Origin of the sequence: Nonomuraea sp. NPDC001636 (genome assembly GCF_040298265.1) — a bacterium.
Classification (GTDB): Bacteria; Actinomycetota; Actinomycetes; order Streptosporangiales; family Streptosporangiaceae; genus Nonomuraea.
Genome location: NZ_JBEOZT010000033.1, coordinates 81,981 through 97,951 on the forward strand (window position 1 = coordinate 81,981; position 15,971 = coordinate 97,951).

Below are 15,971 nucleotides of genomic sequence, written 5' to 3' on the forward strand. Positions count from 1 at the left end.
CGCCCACCTTTCCCCCCCCGCCCTGTACGCGCGGCCGGGGCCCCCCCCCCCCCCCCCCCCGCCCCCCCCCCGGCGCCCCCACGGCGGTGGCCAGGTACAGGGCCGACACCAGCCAGGAGGTGGCGTCGGCGCCCACGCCGAAGTGGTGGGCGATGGGCACGAGCGCGATGGCGATGATCGAGGAGTTGATCGGGTTGAGCAGCGAGCCGACCGAGACCGCCGTGACGAAGCGGGGGCCGAAGGCGGCCTGGCCGGGCTCGCTGTCCGGCCGCGGCGGCGCGGTCACAGCTGGTACTTCTCCTCTAGCTTCTCGTAGATGTCGATCTTGTAGTCGATGGCGGCCAGGTCGTCCTTGAGCTGGTCGATGCGCTTGGCCACCTCCTCGCGGTGGGTGAGCAGGATCTGCTTGCGCTCGGCGGTGGTGCTCTCGCCGGCGCGGACCAGCTCGGCGTAGCGGCGGACGTCGGCGATGGACATCCCGGTGCCGCGCAGCCTGGTCAGGAAGCGGATCCAGGCCAGATCACGTTCGGTGTAGCGGCGGTGCCCGTTACCGCCGCGCGGCGGCGTCTCCCGCATCAGGCCGGCTTTCTCGTAATAGCGCAGCGCGTGGGCGCTGAGGCCGGTCTCGGCTGCGACTTCCGCGATCGTCAGGCTCTGACTCATACCGATCATTGTCGCCCTTCGAGCGCGATCCAAGTCAAGGCATTCGGTGGAATTCCGGTGAATGCGGGTTCGGACTTGACGGAATGGGACCGGCTACCTCCATACCGCCCGGTCACCGCAGGGCGGCGCGTTGACGCGTTTTCCGGCGGCCGAACATGATTCATCCGTAGCGCCGGACGAAATGGTGGTGCCAATGGCGAAGAGCGAATTCGTGAGATTCCTCGGCGACCTCCGGGAGAATCCGCAAAGACGCGCTGAGTATAGCGCGAGAAATCTCAGTCAATTGTTATTCCACGCCTCCGACGAGGGCTTCCGGTTCACCGCCGAGGAGCTGGTGTCGGTGGTCGGTGCCCTGGAGATCGAGGTCATCGTCGCCAAGGACGGCGAGTCCGTCGACGGCGGCAGCACGCTCTGGCGGCACATGTGGGGCAGGCGTTACCTGGACTACCTGCTCGATCACGTGGTGGCCAGGTTCGGCGAGCAGGAGCTGCGCGGGTTCGCGGCCGACGAGAGGCGGCCGGTGGCATGAGCGGGACGAACCTGATCGCGTTCCTGCGCCTGGCGGGCTCGCGCCCCGACGTGCTGGAGTCGCTGAAGGACAAGAGCAAGGCGGAGGTCGTCGCCGCCGCGGCCGAGCACGGGCTGCCGTTCTCCGAGGCCGACTTCAACGGCGTCGTGTGGGAGCTGGAGGAGCGCCTGGCCGACCTGCGCGGCGACGCCTTCGACGCCACCTTCCCGCTGTGGCGGACGATGTGGGGCCGGCACTACCTGGAGTTCCTGGTCGGCGACCTGCTACCCGCGCTGGAGCGGGCCCGGCTGCTGGAGCCGTCGTGAGCGCCTACGACTACATCGTGGTGGGCGCGGGCAGCGCCGGGTGCGTCCTGGCCAGGCGGCTGCTGGACGCGCTGGGCTGCCGGGTGCTGCTGCTGGAGGCCGGCGGCCCGGACGACGCCGAGTGCGTGCACCGGACCGACGTGCCGTCGATGACGTCGATGTGGGGCTCGCCGGAGTTCGTGTGGGACTACGCGAGCACCCCGCAGCGGGAGCTGGGCGGCCGGGTCGTGCCCATCCCGCAGGGCCGGGTGACGGGCGGCGGCAGCTCGGTCAACGCCATGATGTACGTGCGGGGCAACCGCCGCGACTTCGACGGCTGGGCCGCGCTGGGCAACGACGGCTGGTCCTACGACGACGTGCTGCCCTACTTCAGGCGCTCGGAGGACTACCCCGGCGGCTCGCCGGAGTACCGGGGCGGCGGCGGCCCGCTGAAGGTCGTGGACTACGGCTCGCCGTCGGAGGCCTCGCGCGCCTTCGTCCGGGCGGCGATCGCCCGCGGCCGCGCCGACGGCACGGGCGACTACAACGGCCCCCGGCAGGAGGGCCTGGCCTTCTTCTACCAGTCCACCCGGGACAAGGACGGCCGCCGCTCCAGCACGTCGGAGGCGTTCCTGACGCCGGTGCTCGGCGAGCCGAACCTCACGCTGGAGACCGGCGCCGTCGTCACCCGCCTCACCGTCGAGGGCGGCCGGGCCGCCGGCGTGGAGTACGTCAAGGACGGCCGTGCGCACCGGGCCACGGCCGCGCAGGAGGTCGTCGTGGCCTGCGGCGCGCTGGGCTCGCCGGCGCTGCTGCTGCGCTCGGGTCTCGGCCCGGCCGCGCACCTGCGCGAGCACGGCGTCGAGGTGGTCGCCGACCTGCCGGGCGTGGGCCGCAACCTGCAGGACCACGTGCTGTTCGGCATCGGCTACGAGAGCCTGCGCGAGCTGCCCTTCCCCGAGCTGCTGGCCGAGGCGGGGCTGTTCACCAACGTCCTGGGCGGCGACGGGCCGGACCTGCAGTTCTTCTTCGGCCCGGTGCAGTTCATCGACGACCGGTACAGGACGGACGGCCCGGGGTTCACCTTCGCGCCGATCCTGCTGCGGCCGGAGAGCAGGGGCGAGGTGCGGCTGCGTCCCGGCGACCCGCTGCGTCCCCTCGTCGACCCGCACTACCTGGAGGCCGCCGCCGACCTGCGGCTGCTGACCGAGGCCGTCGTCGTGGCCAGGGAGCTGGTCTCGGACGCGGCCTTCGACTCCCTGCGCGGGCGGGAGCTGGCCCCCGGCCCCGGCGTGACGAGCCCGGCCGCCCTGGCCGAGTACGTGCGGGCCAGCGCCTCGACCGTGTGGCACCCGGCCGGCACCTGCCGGATGGGCCGCGACGACGAGGCGGTCGTCGGGCCCGACCTGCGGGTGCGCGGCGTGGACGGGCTGCGCGTGGCCGACGCCTCGGTCATGCCGGTCATCACCCGGGGCAACACCAACGCGGCCACGATCATGATCGCCGAGAAGGCCGCCGACCTGGTCGCCGCATCGGCGCGGAGGTGAGCTGAGATGACACAGAGCTTCGACTTCGTCGTCGTCGGCGGCGGCACGGCCGGATCGGTCGTCGCCGCCCGGCTGAGCGAGCTGCCCGGGGCCAGCGTGCTGATCCTGGAGGCGGGCGACACGAAGGTCACGGACGCGGTCGAGGACCCGAGCCGGTGGAACGAGGTGCTGCTGACCGAGCTGGACTGGGCGTACATGAGCGAGCCGCAGCCGGGGCTCGGCGGACGCCAGGTCTACTCGGCGGCGGGCCGCGGCCTGGGCGGGACCTCGAACGTCTACCACATGATCCACACGCGCGGCCGGCCGGCGGACTTCGACGCCTGGGCCTACGACGGCTGCCCCGGCTGGTCCTACGCCGACGTCCTGCCCTTCTTCCAGCGCCTGGAGGGCCAGCGGGACGCGACCAACCCCACGGCGGGCCACGACGGCCCCATCAAGATCGTCAACGCCCGGGACATGGGCAACCCGGTCTCCCAGACGTTCGTGGACGCCTGCGTGGAGCTCGGTTACCCGCAGGTCGAGGACTTCAACGCCGACAGCTTCGGCGTCAGCTGGCACCACGTGGACATCGATGTCGACATCGACGTCGACAAGGGCACCCGCTGCGGGGTGCGCGCCTCCTACCTGGAGCCGGCGCTGGAGCGGCTGAGCGTCGAGGTGGGCGCGCTGGCCACCCGGCTGCTGTTCGAGGGCGAGCGCTGCGTGGGCGTGGAGTACCTCAAGGACGGCGAGCTGCGGACCGTCAGGGCCGAGCACGAGGTGATCGTCAGCGCGGGCGCGATCCAGTCGCCCAAGCTGCTGCAGCTGTCCGGCATCGGCGCGGCCGGGGCGCTGGCCGCGCTCGGCATCCCGGTGGTCGCCGACCTGCCCGGCGTGGGCGCCAACTTCCACGACCACCCGCTGGTCATCGGCCCGATCGGGTACATGGAGGAGGCCGCGCCCGACCCGCGCGGGCAGGTCACCGAGGTCGGCCTGTTCTGGGGGTCGGAGCCGGGGCTGCCGGTGCCCGACATGGAGATCTGCCTGGTGCACCGGGCGCCGTTCGGCGACCAGTTCTTCGCCAACGTCATCAAGCGGGTGGAGACCGGGCAGCCGCTCACGCCGGTGCGCGAGCTGGTCGACCCGAAGATCGTGCTCACCCTGCCGGGGCTGGTCCGCCCGCTGTCACGGGGCAGCGTACGGCTGGCCGGCACCGACCCGACGGCCTACCCGCGGGTCAGCGCGAACTACTTCGCCGAACGCTCGGACCTGGAGCGCACGGTGACGATGGTGCAGATCGCCCGCGACATCTACGCCAGCTCCGCCTTCCGGCGCGACTGGGGGCTGACCGAGGTCGCGCCCGGCCCGGACGTGCGCACCCGGGAGCAGCTCAGCGCCTGGGTGGTGGAGAACGTCGGCTCGTACTACCACTTCGCCGGCTCCTGCAAGATGGGCTCCGACAGCCTCGCCGTGGTGGACACCCGGCTGCGGGTGCGCGGCGTCGAGGGGCTGCGCGTCGCCGACGCCTCGATCATGCCGACGATCGTCTCGGCCAACCCCCACACCACCACCGTGATGATCGGCGAGCGCGCGGCCGAGTTCGTCGCGGCGGACTTCCTCCCGGCCCGACAGGAGGCCACGCGATGATCCACCAGTTCATCTTCGGCGCCCCCAAGCCCGGCTTCACCGCCCAGCAGTTCCAGGACTACTGGGTCAACGTGCACGCGGTGAAGTTCGCGAGCAAGATCAAGCAGATCAGGCAGTACCTGGTCGACACCCGCGTCCCCTTCGACGGCGACGTGGGCCGGCCGGCGCTGCCGCACCAGGGCATCGCCGAGATCTGGCTGGCCAGCGCCGAGGAGCAGCTCGCCTCGCTGCAGAGCGAGGAGTTCCTCCAGGGCGCCCGGCTGGACGAGCCCAACTGGGCGGCGTTCTGGTCGACCATCGTGGTCGACACCGTCGCCCACGAGCTGGTGCCCGGCCCCAAGCCGCGGCCGGACAGCTGGGTGAAGGTCACCACGCTGATCAAGCGGCGGCCCGGCCTGCCGCTGGACACCTACCGCAAGCAGTCCCTGGAGTCCTACGCCGCCGCGGTGGCCGGGCTGCCGGGCCTGCGCAGGCACCTGCACTGCCACACCGTGGACGGCGCGTACACCTTCGGCGAGGCCGGCTTCGACGCCGTGGACCAGCTCTGGTTCGACGACGTGGACGCGCTGCGCGCCGCGCTGGCCTCGGCCCACCACGCCCGCCGGGTCAAGCCGGAGCTGGAGGCGATCGCCGACCCGGCCCACGTGTTCTCCATGACCTGCAAGGAAAACTGGATCATCCCCGGGGAGTCGGCATGACCAAGCGCGTTCTCGTGATCCTCTCGGAGTTCGGCTACTGGGGGGAGGAGCTCGTCGGCCCGCTGTCGGCCTTCGACGAGCGCGGCTACGACGTCGTGTTCGCCACGCCGACCGGCAAGCAGCCGCACGCCCTGCCGCCCAGCATGGACCCCGACTACGTCGACCCGCCGCTCGGCCGCTCGGTCACCACGCCCGAGGTGGCCAAGCTGACCCGCGACCTGGACGAGTCGGGCCGCCTGGCCAACCCGCTCAACCTGTCGGCCTGGGCGCCCGAGCGTCCCTACACCAGCAGCCCCGACTACCTGCGCCGGCTGGAGTCCTACCACCGGGCGGTGGCCAAGCTGGAGGCCGAGCTGGTGCCCTACGACGCGGTGCTGATCGTGGGCGGCAGCGGGCCGATCGTGGACCTGGCCAACAACGAGCGGGTGCACGAGATCGTGCTCGCGTTCGTGCGGGCGGGCAAGCCGGTGGCCGCCGAGTGCTACGGCGTGGCCTGCCTGGCCTTCGCCCGCGACTGGGAGGACCGCAGGAGCATCATCTGGGGCAAGCACGTCACCGGCCACTGCAAGGAGTACGACTACAAGGACGGCACCGGGTTCCTCGGCGTGCCCGACTTCAACATGGGGCCGCCGCCGTACCCGCTGGAGTACATCCTGCGGGACGCCACCGGGCCGCAGGGCCGCTACATCGGCAACTTCGGCAGGGAGACCTCGGTCATCGTGGACTTCCCGTTCGTCACCGGACGCTCCACGCCCGACTCGTTCCTGACCGGGCAGAAGATCGTCGAAGTGCTCGAGGGCGGCCTGCGCCGCTTCGGCTGGTGATGGCGGGCCATGGCCAGGGACGGCAACACCGCGATCATCGAGCAGTTCCTCAGCGACGGCATCACGTACATGTTCGGCAACCCGGGGACGGTCGAGCAGGGCTTCCTCGACGCGCTGGAGGGCTTCGAGGACTTCCACTACATCCTCACCCTGCAGGAGACGGTGGCGGCCGGCATCGCCGACGGGTACGCTCGCGCCACGGGCGGCCCCGCGCTGCTGCAGCTCCACAGCGGTGTGGGGCTGGGCAACGCGATCGGCATGCTGTACCAGGCCAAGCGGGGGCACTCCCCGCTGGTGGTGGTCGCCGGTGAGGCCGGGGTCGGCTACGACGCGATGGACGCCCAGATGGCCGCCGATCTCGTGGCCATGGCCCGGCCCGTCACCAAGCACGCCATGCGCGTGATCGACCCGGGCTCGGTGCTGCGGGTGCTGCGCCGGGCGGTCAAGATGGCGATGACGCCGCCGCGCGGCCCGGTGTTCGTGGCGCTCCCGCTCGACGTGCTGGACCAGCCCAACCACGAGCCGGTCCAGCCGTCGGTGGTGCCGCACACGGCCGCGCTGCCCGCCCCGGAGCTGGTCCGCCGGGCCGCCGGGCTGCTGTCCGGCGCCCGGTCCCCGATCATCCTGGCCGGCGACGGCGTGTCGGTCTCCGGCGCGCAGGCCGAGCTGACCCGGGTGGCCGAGCAGCTGGGCGCGGACGTGTGGGGCGTGGAGTTCTCCGAGGCGAACATGGACGGCCGGCACCCGCTCTTCCGCGGCCAGCTCGGCCACATGTTCGGCCAGGTCAGCGCGGACGCCGTCAAGGACGCCGACGCCGTGCTGGTGGTGGGCACGTACCTGTTCCCCGAGGTGTTCCCGTCGCTGAGCAGCCCGTTCGGCGAGGACGCGCGGATCGTGCACATCGACCTGGACTCCTACGAGATCGCCAAGAACCACCCGGTCACGCTGGGCCTGGTGGCCGACCCCCGGCTCACGCTGGCGGCGCTGTCGGCCGAGCTGGAGGGCACGCTGAGCCGGGCCGACCGGCAGGCGGCGGCAGCCCGGCTGGCCCGCCGGACGGCGGCGCCGCGCCCGGCGCCGGCCGAGGACTCGATACTCAACGCGTTCATGCGCGAGCTGGCGGCGCGGGCCCCCGAGGACGTGATCGTCTTCGACGAGGGGCTGACCGCCTCCGGCGTGATCGGCTCCTACTTCCCGCCGCGCGGGCCGGGGAGCTGGTTCCTGACCCGCGGCGGCTCGCTCGGCGTGGGCATCCCGGGGGCGATCGGCGCCAAGCTCGCCCGTCCGGACCACACGGTGATCGGCTTCACCGGCGACGGCGGCAGCATGTACACCTTCCAGGCGCTGGCCACCGCCGTCCGGTACGACATCGCCGCCAAGTTCGTGATCTGCAACAACCACAGCTACCGGCTGCTGGACAACAACATCGAGGAGTACTGGCGCGGCCGGGGCATCCCCGGTCACCGCTTTCCTCGCTCGTTCGACCTCTCCTATCCCGACCTCCAGTTCACCGACCTGGCCAGAGGCTGCGGCGTGGACGGGCTGCGGGTGGAGAAGGCCGACCAGATCGAGGAGGCCGTCGAGCGGCTGCTCGGCCACGACGGCCCCTTCCTCATCGACCTCGTCACCGAACCGGGGAGGCCATTGTGAGCGGCATCGAGCCACGGGCCGGCGCGGCGCTGAACGGCCGCAAGATCGCTGTCCTGATGGAGAGCGACTACGTCGAGCCGGAGATCTTCTACTACGAGCGGCGCTTCGCCGAGGCCGGCGCCGAGGTGCACTTCATGACCCGCCTGTGGGGGCAGCCGTCGATCACCTTCACCGGCCACGAGTGGCGGGTGCCGTTCACCGTGGACCGCGGGTTCGAGGGCATCGGCGACCGTGAGCTGCGCTCCTACGCCGCGGTGATCGTGCCCTCGGGGATCGTCTCGGACCGGCTGCGCTACACCGACGACGTCAACCGGCTGGCGCCGGCCACCGCGTTCGTGCGGCGGGCGCTGGAGGAGCCGTCGATCGTCACGGGCGTGATCTGCCACGGCCTGTGGCTGATGGCCGCCGCCCCCGAGACGATGCGCGGGCGCAAGGTCGTCGCGCACAACAACCTCGTGGGCGACGTGCGGAACATGGGCGCCGAGTACGTGGACCAGGACGTGGTCATCGACGGCAACCTGATCACCGGGCGCAGCGTGTACCACTGCCATCTGTTCGCCCACACCATCATCGGCCAGCTCGCCGAGACGCTGTAGGAGCAACGATGAACTTCACCTTCATGGACACCGTGGCCGGGCGGGTCGAACGGTTCGACGCCGGCTCCGGCTCCTTCCGGCTGGCGACCATCGACGGCCGTACGGTCGAGGTGCGCCTGGACGGCGAGGTCTCGGCCGAGGTGCTGCGCAACCTGGGCGAGCCGTACGTGGACGCGGGCGACCACGTGCGCGACATGCTGACGCCGGGCCGCCACCTGTTCGTCTACGGGATCTTCTACCCCGAGGGCGAGGAGCCGATCTACTCGGCCAAGCGGCTGATCTTCCTGGGCCGCGGCCCCGGCGAGTACCGGTTCGAGCAGCCCGACTGGTGGATCAACCAGCTCGACGAGATCGCCGCGTTCTACCGCCGCGCCCAGTTCGGGCAGGGGCCGGTCGACTTCCGCGACTACCGGACGATCCTGCGCCTGGGCGGCGACAAGACCGCCAGCCACGTGCAGGAGACCGACACGATCTCGCGGCTGGTGTACGGCATGGCCTCGGCGTACCTGCTGACCGGCGACGACGCCTACCTGGAGGTCGCCGAGCGCGGCACCCGCTACCTGCGCGAGCACATGCGCTTCGTGGACCCCGAGAACGACGTCGTGTACTGGTACCACGGCATCAAGGTGGACGGCGAGCACGAGAAGAAGCTGTTCACCTCGGAGTTCGGCGACGACTACGACGCCATCCCGATGTACGAGCAGATCTACGCCCTGGCCGGCCCGACGCAGACCTACCGGGTCACCGGCGACAAGCGCATCGCCTCCGACGTCGACGCCACGCTGCGGCTGTTCGAGAAGTTCTTCCGCGACCACCGGCGCGGCGGCTACTACTCGCACGTCGACCCGATCCTGCTCAGCCCGCACCACGACTCGCTCGGGCCGAACCAGTCACGCAAGAACTGGAACTCCATCGGCGACCACGCCCCGGCCTACCTGATCAACTACTACCTGGCCACCGGCGACCAGCGCCACCTGGAGATGCTGGAGCGCACCTTCGACACGATCGTCGAGCACTTCCCCGAGCCGTCGAGCCCGTTCGTCAACGAACGCTTCCACGACGACTGGAGCCACGACCTGACGCACGGCTGGCAGCAGGACCGCGCGGTCGTCGGGCACAACCTGAAGATCGCCTGGAACCTCATGCGCATGCACGGCGCCCGCCCCAAGGACGCCTACCGGGACCTGGCCGAGCACCTGGCCCGCACCATGCCGGCGGTCGGCAGCGACCAGCAGCGCGGCGGCTGGTACGACGTCGTCGAGCGGCACCGGGCCGAGGGCCGGCGGTGGCACCGCTTCGCCTGGCACGACCGCAAGGCGTGGTGGCAGCAGGAGCAGGCGATCCTGGCGTACCTGATCGTGGCCGGCGAGCTGGGCGGTGACGACCACCTGGAGCAGGCGCGCCAGGCGGCGGGCTTCTACAACGCCTTCTTCCTCGACCACGACGAGGGCGCGGTCTACTTCAACGTGCTGGCCAGCGGCCTGCCGTACCTGCTCGGGACCGAGCGGTTCAAGGGCAGCCACTCGATGAGCATGTACCACTCCTCCGAGCTGTGCTATCTGGCGACCGTCTACACGCGGCTGCTGGTCACGCGGCAGCCGCTCACCCTGCACTTCAAGCCGGGCCCGGACGCCGAGCGCATCCTGCGCGTCGCGCCCGACCTGCTGCCGGCCGGGCGGGTGCTGCTCACCGAGGCCGAGGTGGACGGCAAGCCGTACGAGGTGCTGGACCCGGTGGCGATGACCGTCGAGCTGCCGGACTCCACCGAGGCGCTGCGCGTCAAGGTGACGCTGACCCCGGTGCAGGAGTGAGCGTGCCGGCCATGGAGATCACGACGGACACGATCGGCCCGGTCACCGTGATCGGGCTCACCGGCCAGCTCGACAGCAGGTCGGCCCCGGCCGCGCAGGAGCGCATCCTGTCGCTGCTGCCGGACAGCCGACCGGTGCTGCTCGACCTGACCGGCGTCAGCTACCTGTCCAGCGCGGGCCTGCGCACGATGCTGCTGGTCTACCGGCAGGCGCGGACCCTGGACAGCTTCATCGCCCTGGTGGGCCTGTCGGACGAGCTGCGCGGGGTGATGGCGGCGACCGGGTTCCTGCGCTTCTTCGTCGTCGCCGACTGCGTGGCGGACGCGCTGGAGATCGTCCGGGCCGCCGAGCCGCGGGAGGAGGCCACATGAGTGTGGAGACGCAGGGCGTGCCGGGCCGGATCGACTCCTTCCCGACGGCCGAGCTGGCCGGGTTCGGGGTGCGGGCGGGCCATCCGATGCCGTTCGGCGCCACGCTGGTGCCCGGCGGGGTGAACTTCTCGGTCTACTCCAGCGGCGCGAGCGCGGTCTCGCTGGTGCTGTTCCGGCGCGGCGAGCGGGAGCCGTTCGCCGAGCTGCCCTTCCCCGGCGAGTACCGGATCGGCGGCGTGTGGGCCATGACCGTGTTCGGCCTCGACCACGAGGGCGTCGAGTACGGCTACCGCGTCACCGGCCCGGAGACGCCGGCCCCCGGCGACCGGTTCGACCCGGCCAGGATCCTGGCCGACCCGTACGCCAGGGTCATGTCGGGCCGGGACGTGTGGGGCGCCGAGGTGGACTGGGACGACCCCTACCCCTACCGGTCGGTGCTGGTCTCCGACGACTTCGACTGGGAGGAGGACCGGCCGCTGCGCGTCGCGCCGGAGGACCTGGTCGTCTACGAGCTGCACGTGCGCGGCTTCACGGCGGACCCGTCCTCGGGGGTGTCGGCGCCGGGCACGTACGCGGGGCTGATCGAGAAGATCCCCTACCTGAAGGCGCTCGGCGTCAACTGCGTGGAGCTGATGCCGGTCTTCGAGTTCGACGAGTTCGACATGAGCCGGGTCAACCCGGTCACCGGCGAGCGCCTGTACAACTACTGGGGCTACTCGACGCTGGGCTTCTTCGCGCCCAAGGCCGGCTACGCGGCCACCGGCCGGTACGGCATGCAGTCCGACGAGTTCAAGAACCTGGTCAAGGAGCTGCACCGGGCCGGGATCGCGGTGGTGCTGGACGTGGTCTTCAACCACACGGCCGAGGGCAACGAGAACGGCCCGACCATCCACTTCCGCGGCCTGGACAACGCCACCTACTACATGCTCACGCCGGAGGGCTACTACTACAACTTCAGCGGCACCGGGAACACCTTCAACTGCAACCACCCGGTGGTGCGCGACTACGTGCTCGACTGCCTGCGCTACTGGGCCGGCGAGTACCACATCGACGGCTTCCGCTTCGACCTGGCCGCGATCCTGGACCGCGGCCAGGACGGCGCGCCGCTGGCCAACCCGCCGCTGATCGAGACGCTGGCCCACGACCCGCTGCTGCGCGACTGCCTGCTGATCGCCGAGGCGTGGGACGCGGGCGGCCTGTACCAGGTGGGCTCCTTCCCGGGCTACCAGCGCTGGTCGGAGTGGAACGGCCGCTACCGCGACGCGCTGCGCCGCTTCCTGAAGGCCGACCCCGGCTCGGCCGGCGAGCTGGCCACCCGGCTGGTCGGCTCGCCCGACCTGTACGCCTCCCGCGGCACGCTCGCCTCGGTCAACTTCGTCACCTGCCACGACGGGTTCACGCTGGCGGACCTGTTCGCCTACGACGGCAAGCACAACGAGGCCAACGGCGAGGACAACCGCGACGGCAGCGACGACAACCAGAGCTGGAACTGCGGCGCCGAGGGCCCGACCCAGGACGCCGAGGTGCTGGCGCTGCGCGGGCGGCAGGCCAGGAACGCGATGCTGCTGCTGCTGCTCAGCCAGGGCATCCCGATGATCCTGGCCGGCGACGAGGTCGGCCGCACCCAGCAGGGCAACAACAACGCCTACTGCCACGACGGCCCGCTGTCGTGGTTCGACTGGGGCCTGACCGAGCGCAACGGCGAGCTGCTGCGGTTCGTGCGCGAGTGCGTCGCCTTCCGCGCCGCGCACCCGATGGTGCGCGACCGCCGCCACCCGTGCGGCGACGAGGGCGCCGGCGGGCTGCCGCAGGTGTCCTGGCACGGCGAGCGGGCCGGCGAGCCCGACTGGTCGCCGGACAGCACGCTGGTGGCGATGCTGCGCAGCGGCCCGGCGGCCGGCGGCGGCGCGGAGCACCTGTACCTGGCCGCCAACACCCACTGGCAGGCGCGGGAGCTGGAACTGCCCGCCCTGCCGGACGGCGCGGTGTGGCACCTGTTCGCCGACACCGCGGCCGCCGCCCCCGGCGACGTCCACCCGCCGGGCCAGGAGCCGCCGCTGGCCGACCAGCGGCGGATCGTCGTCGGCCCGCGGGCCGCGGTCGCGCTGGTCGGCCGCGCCCCTCACTGAAATCCCCGAAGGAGATCCCATGTCGTTCACCGCGATCCTGACCCACGACGGCAGCACCGCACTGATCACGCTGGAGGGCGAGCTGGACGCCCTGACCGCCGAGACCTTCAGGAGGGAGGTGGAGCGCGCGGCCGAGGCCGCGGCCGAGCTGCTGGTGCTGGAGATGTCGCAGCTCAGCTACATGTCCTCGGCGGGGCTGCGCGGGCTGGTGTTCGCCCGGCAGAAGCTGGCCGACGACGTGCGCATCGTGCTGGTCGGCGCCAACGACGCCATCGAGCAGACCATCCGGCTGGTCGGCTTCCACCACAGCGTGGACTTCAGCGATGCGATCCCCGAGTAGGCAGGCCATGGAGCGGCTCAGGCTCCCCGCCGAGCCCGAGTCGCTGGACGAGCTGATGGCCTACGTGCAGACGCTGAGCGCGCTCGGCGGGCTGACCCGCACGCGCGCCCACTGGCTGCGGCTGGCCGCCGAGGAGCTGATCGTGAACATCATCACCCACGGCCACCGCGACCGGCCGGGCGAGCTGGAGCTGACCGGCGGGGTGGAGCCGGGCCGGGTGTGGCTGCGCCTGACCGACTCGGCGCCGCCGTTCGACCCGACCGCCTACGAGGCCCTTCCCGACCTGGAACGGCCGCTGGGCGAGCGCCGGCCGGGCGGGCTGGGCGTCTACCTGGCCCGTACGGTCGCCGACCAGGTCCGCTACGAGTACAGCTCGGGTCGTAACCGGACGACCATCATCATGAACCGCGTCTAGGAGGTACCGATGGATGCGGAGGTGACCCTCGTCGTCAGTGGCCCATCACCAGCAGCGGAAGAGCTGTGCCTGCTGCTGGCCGCCGACGGCGCTCCCGTGGCCAGGCGCACCCCCGAGCAGCTGCTGGCCGAGGCGCCTCCGCCCACCGGTCTGCTGCTGGTGAACGCGAGCCTCGACGTGGAGGTCGTGCGCGAGGTGACGCAGGTCGTCCAGGCCGGCGCGCGGCCGCCCGTCGTGGTCGCGTTCACCGACGGCGACCTGCGTCAGCTCGAACCGCACGTGCTGGCCGGGCTGGACTACGTCGTCCCGCCCTTCGTGCCGGAGCTGCTGCACCGCAGGCTGCGGGCGGGCCAGGTGTTCGGCCGCTACCCGGGCGCCGAGGGGGAGGCGCTGCTGAAGTACGAGCGCGAGCTGCAGATCGGGCGGGAGATCCAGGCGGGCTTCCTGCCCGACGCGCTGCCGGCCCGCGCCGGCTGGCAGCTCACCGTCCGCTTCCAGCCGGCCAGGGAGGTCGCGGGGGACTTCTACGACGCCCTGGAGCTGCTGGGCGGGTCGCGGATCGGGCTGGTGGTGGCCGACGTGTGCGACAAGGGCGTCGGCGCCGCCCTGTTCATGGCCCTGATCAGGACCCTGCTGCGGCACACCGCCGCGCACGTGGGGGCCGGCGAGCCCGACACCGTCCAGGACGACGCCACGCCGCTGCTGCGCGCGGTGATCGCGACCAACGACTACCTGACCGCCAACCACCTGCGCCAGGGCTACTTCGCCACGCTGTTCTTCGGCGTGCTCGACCCGGTCACCGGCGCGCTGGTCTACATCAACTGCGGGCACAACCCGCCCATCATCCGCCACGCGGGCGGCGGCCACACCCTGCTGCGTCCCACCGGGCCGGCGCTGGGGCTGGTGCCCGACTCCGTCTTCGAGGTCGGCAGGGCCCACCTGGACCAGGGGGACCTGCTGTTCGCCTACACCGACGGCGTGCCCGAGGCCAGGGACGAGTCCGGCCGCTTCTTCAGCGAGGAGCTCATGCTGACCCTCGTCTCGCAGCCCGCCACCGGCGCGGACGACCTGCTGGACAGGCTCGAACGGGAGATCAGCGCGCACATCGGGTCCGCCGAGCAGTTCGACGACATCACCATGATCGCTCTACGTAGGACACCCACGGGGAAGTACGGACAATGAACGAGATCGCCGGAATCGCATTGGCGGGCGGACAGGGTCTCAGGGCCCGGCCGCTCACCCTGGAGGCCCCCGGCCACCTGCGGAGCAAGGCCACGGTCTGCTTCGCCGGACGGCCGGTCATCGAATGGCAGATCATGGCCCTGCGCGACCAGGGGGTCAGCGACTTCTACCTGATCGCCAACGGCCGGGAGAACCGCTACCAGGCCAAGGACGTGCTCGGCCACGGCGAGGGGCTGGGCGTGCGCGTGCGCTACTCGCGGCCCCGGATGGACTGGACGAACACCGGTTCCGGCGAGGCGACGCTGAGCAGTCTGGACTACTGGGAGCTCGACGGCCTGGCGCTGGTCTTCCCGACCGACTCGCTGTTCGAGTTCGACCTGGACGAGCTGGTCCGCCGCCACCGCGACAGCGACGCGGTGGTCACCGTGGCCGTGGTCGAGCGGCCGGCCGAGGAGGTGGCGGGCAAGTACGGCACGATGGTCACAGACGCCTCCGGGCAGATCCGGCGTTTCGTGGAGAAACCACCGCTGGCCGAGGTGCACGCCCTGGCCGCCGACCCGGCCCGGGTGCCCGTCAACGCCGGGCTCTACCTGGTCGACTGCGGGCGGCTGCGGAAACTGGCCGGGGAGCCGGCGCTGGCCGAGCTGGCCCGCCACCGCCTGGACTGGGGGCACGACCTGCTCCCGTGGCTGGTGGAGGCCGGGCACCGGGTCGGCATCGCGCCCATCGCCAAGCTGGGCGACCTGGGCAACCTGCGCGACTATCTCGGCACGCTGACCGACGCGCTGAGCGGCGGCTACCCGCACGTGCTCAAGGGCATGCTGCGGGCCTACCCGGGCAACGTGCGCATCCACGAGTCCTCGCTGCGCCAGCGGGACGCGACGTCGGGCATGACGCTGGCCGAGAAGATCAGCGCGGGCCTGGTCAGGATCGGGCCGAACGTGCACATCGGCCGGGACGTCGAGATCGGCCCCGGCGTGGTCGTCTCCGACTCCGCGATCGGCGACGGCGTCGACCTGCACACCGGGTGCCGGCTGCAGCGGGTGGCCTGCCTGGACGGCGCGATCATCGGCCCCTGGGCGCGGCTCACCGACACGCACGTGGGGACGATGGTCACCGTCGAGTCGTTCGTGGACTGCGTGACCGTGCTGAGCGGCTACAGCGCGCTGGGCAACGGAGTGACGGTTCAGGCCGGCGTGCGGCTGTCCGGGGTGACGGTGTACCCGGGGCTGACCGTGCCGGCGCACTGCGAGGCCGCCGCCGGCACCTCGATCGAGACCATCGCCGACCTGCAGGACGCGTGAGA

At 71.7% G+C, this 15,971-nt stretch carries 16 protein-coding genes and 1 pseudogene; 15 read left to right on the forward strand and 2 right to left on the reverse strand.

All coding sequences use genetic code 11. The annotated features are described in order from the left end of the window. Together ABT158_RS42770 and ABT158_RS42775 are read right to left on the reverse strand one after the other, a co-directional pair. A pseudogene (locus tag ABT158_RS42770) lies at positions 1–286 on the reverse strand (hypothetical protein); the annotation flags it as partial. Continuing rightward, on the reverse strand, positions 283–663 hold the full coding sequence (locus ABT158_RS42775) for a MerR family transcriptional regulator (RefSeq protein ID WP_352330857.1): 381 nt from the start codon (positions 661–663) through the stop codon (positions 283–285). The gene ABT158_RS42775 and the pseudogene ABT158_RS42770, both read right to left, overlap by 4 nt. A 283-nt stretch (positions 664–946) precedes the next feature. Between ABT158_RS42775 and ABT158_RS42780 the strand changes: the two genes are divergently transcribed. Genes ABT158_RS42780 through ABT158_RS42850 form a run of 15 tightly spaced genes read left to right on the forward strand, consistent with a single transcriptional unit; the run spans position 947 to position 15,969 of the window. Continuing rightward, the gene (locus ABT158_RS42780; RefSeq protein ID WP_352363715.1) at positions 947–1,192 is read left to right on the forward strand and encodes a hypothetical protein; all 246 of its coding nucleotides are present in this window, start codon (positions 947–949) and stop codon (positions 1,190–1,192) included. Further along, the gene (locus ABT158_RS42785; RefSeq protein WP_352363716.1) at positions 1,189–1,497 is read left to right on the forward strand and encodes a Nif11 family protein; all 309 of its coding nucleotides are present in this window, start codon (positions 1,189–1,191) and stop codon (positions 1,495–1,497) included. The genes ABT158_RS42780 and ABT158_RS42785 overlap by 4 nt, the downstream gene beginning before the upstream one ends. Next, positions 1,494–3,023, forward strand: coding sequence for a GMC family oxidoreductase (locus tag ABT158_RS42790; protein ID WP_352363718.1), 1,530 nt, complete (start codon positions 1,494–1,496; stop codon positions 3,021–3,023). The genes ABT158_RS42785 and ABT158_RS42790 overlap by 4 nt, the downstream gene beginning before the upstream one ends. A 6-nt stretch (positions 3,024–3,029) precedes the next feature. After that, positions 3,030–4,649 carry a GMC family oxidoreductase gene (locus ABT158_RS42795; RefSeq protein ID WP_352363720.1) on the forward strand — a complete coding sequence of 540 codons (1,620 nt, stop codon included), beginning with the start codon at positions 3,030–3,032 and terminating at the stop codon, positions 4,647–4,649. Next, positions 4,646–5,347, forward strand: a complete 702-nt coding sequence (locus ABT158_RS42800; protein ID WP_352363722.1) for an EthD domain-containing protein — start codon at positions 4,646–4,648, stop codon at positions 5,345–5,347. Before ABT158_RS42795 ends, ABT158_RS42800 begins: the two co-directional genes overlap by 4 nt. Continuing rightward, entirely contained in the window at positions 5,344–6,171 is an 828-nt protein-coding gene (locus ABT158_RS42805) for a type 1 glutamine amidotransferase domain-containing protein (RefSeq protein ID WP_352363724.1), read from the forward strand. Before ABT158_RS42800 ends, ABT158_RS42805 begins: the two co-directional genes overlap by 4 nt. A gap of 9 nt (positions 6,172–6,180) precedes the next feature. Next, a complete protein-coding gene (locus ABT158_RS42810) occupies positions 6,181–7,821 on the forward strand; it encodes a thiamine pyrophosphate-binding protein (RefSeq protein ID WP_352363726.1) in 1,641 nt (546 codons plus the stop codon). Next, positions 7,818–8,417, forward strand: coding sequence for a DJ-1/PfpI family protein (locus ABT158_RS42815; RefSeq protein WP_352363728.1), 600 nt, complete (start codon positions 7,818–7,820; stop codon positions 8,415–8,417). Before ABT158_RS42810 ends, ABT158_RS42815 begins: the two co-directional genes overlap by 4 nt. An 8-nt stretch (positions 8,418–8,425) precedes the next feature. Further along, on the forward strand, positions 8,426–10,228 hold the full coding sequence (locus tag ABT158_RS42820; RefSeq protein ID WP_352363730.1) for an AGE family epimerase/isomerase: 1,803 nt from the start codon (positions 8,426–8,428) through the stop codon (positions 10,226–10,228). A gap of 11 nt (positions 10,229–10,239) precedes the next feature. Next, positions 10,240–10,599, forward strand: a complete 360-nt coding sequence (locus ABT158_RS42825) for an STAS domain-containing protein (RefSeq protein ID WP_352363731.1) — start codon at positions 10,240–10,242, stop codon at positions 10,597–10,599. Next, positions 10,596–12,728: a glycogen debranching protein GlgX gene (gene glgX, locus ABT158_RS42830; protein WP_352363733.1), complete on the forward strand. Its 2,133-nt coding sequence runs from the start codon at positions 10,596–10,598 to the stop codon at positions 12,726–12,728. The genes ABT158_RS42825 and glgX overlap by 4 nt, the downstream gene beginning before the upstream one ends. 19 nt (positions 12,729–12,747) lie before the next feature. Further along, positions 12,748–13,068, forward strand: coding sequence for an anti-sigma factor antagonist (locus ABT158_RS42835; RefSeq protein WP_352363735.1), 321 nt, complete (start codon positions 12,748–12,750; stop codon positions 13,066–13,068). Beyond that, a complete protein-coding gene (locus ABT158_RS42840) occupies positions 13,052–13,483 on the forward strand; it encodes an ATP-binding protein (protein WP_352363737.1) in 432 nt (143 codons plus the stop codon). The genes ABT158_RS42835 and ABT158_RS42840 overlap by 17 nt, the downstream gene beginning before the upstream one ends. A 9-nt stretch (positions 13,484–13,492) precedes the next feature. Continuing rightward, positions 13,493–14,665 (forward strand): PP2C family protein-serine/threonine phosphatase, encoded by a 1,173-nt coding sequence (locus tag ABT158_RS42845; RefSeq protein WP_352363739.1) that lies wholly within the window; start codon positions 13,493–13,495, stop codon positions 14,663–14,665. Then, positions 14,662–15,969, forward strand: coding sequence for a sugar phosphate nucleotidyltransferase (locus ABT158_RS42850; RefSeq protein ID WP_352363741.1), 1,308 nt, complete (start codon positions 14,662–14,664; stop codon positions 15,967–15,969). The genes ABT158_RS42845 and ABT158_RS42850 overlap by 4 nt, the downstream gene beginning before the upstream one ends. Positions 15,970–15,971: the final 2 nt, after the last annotated feature.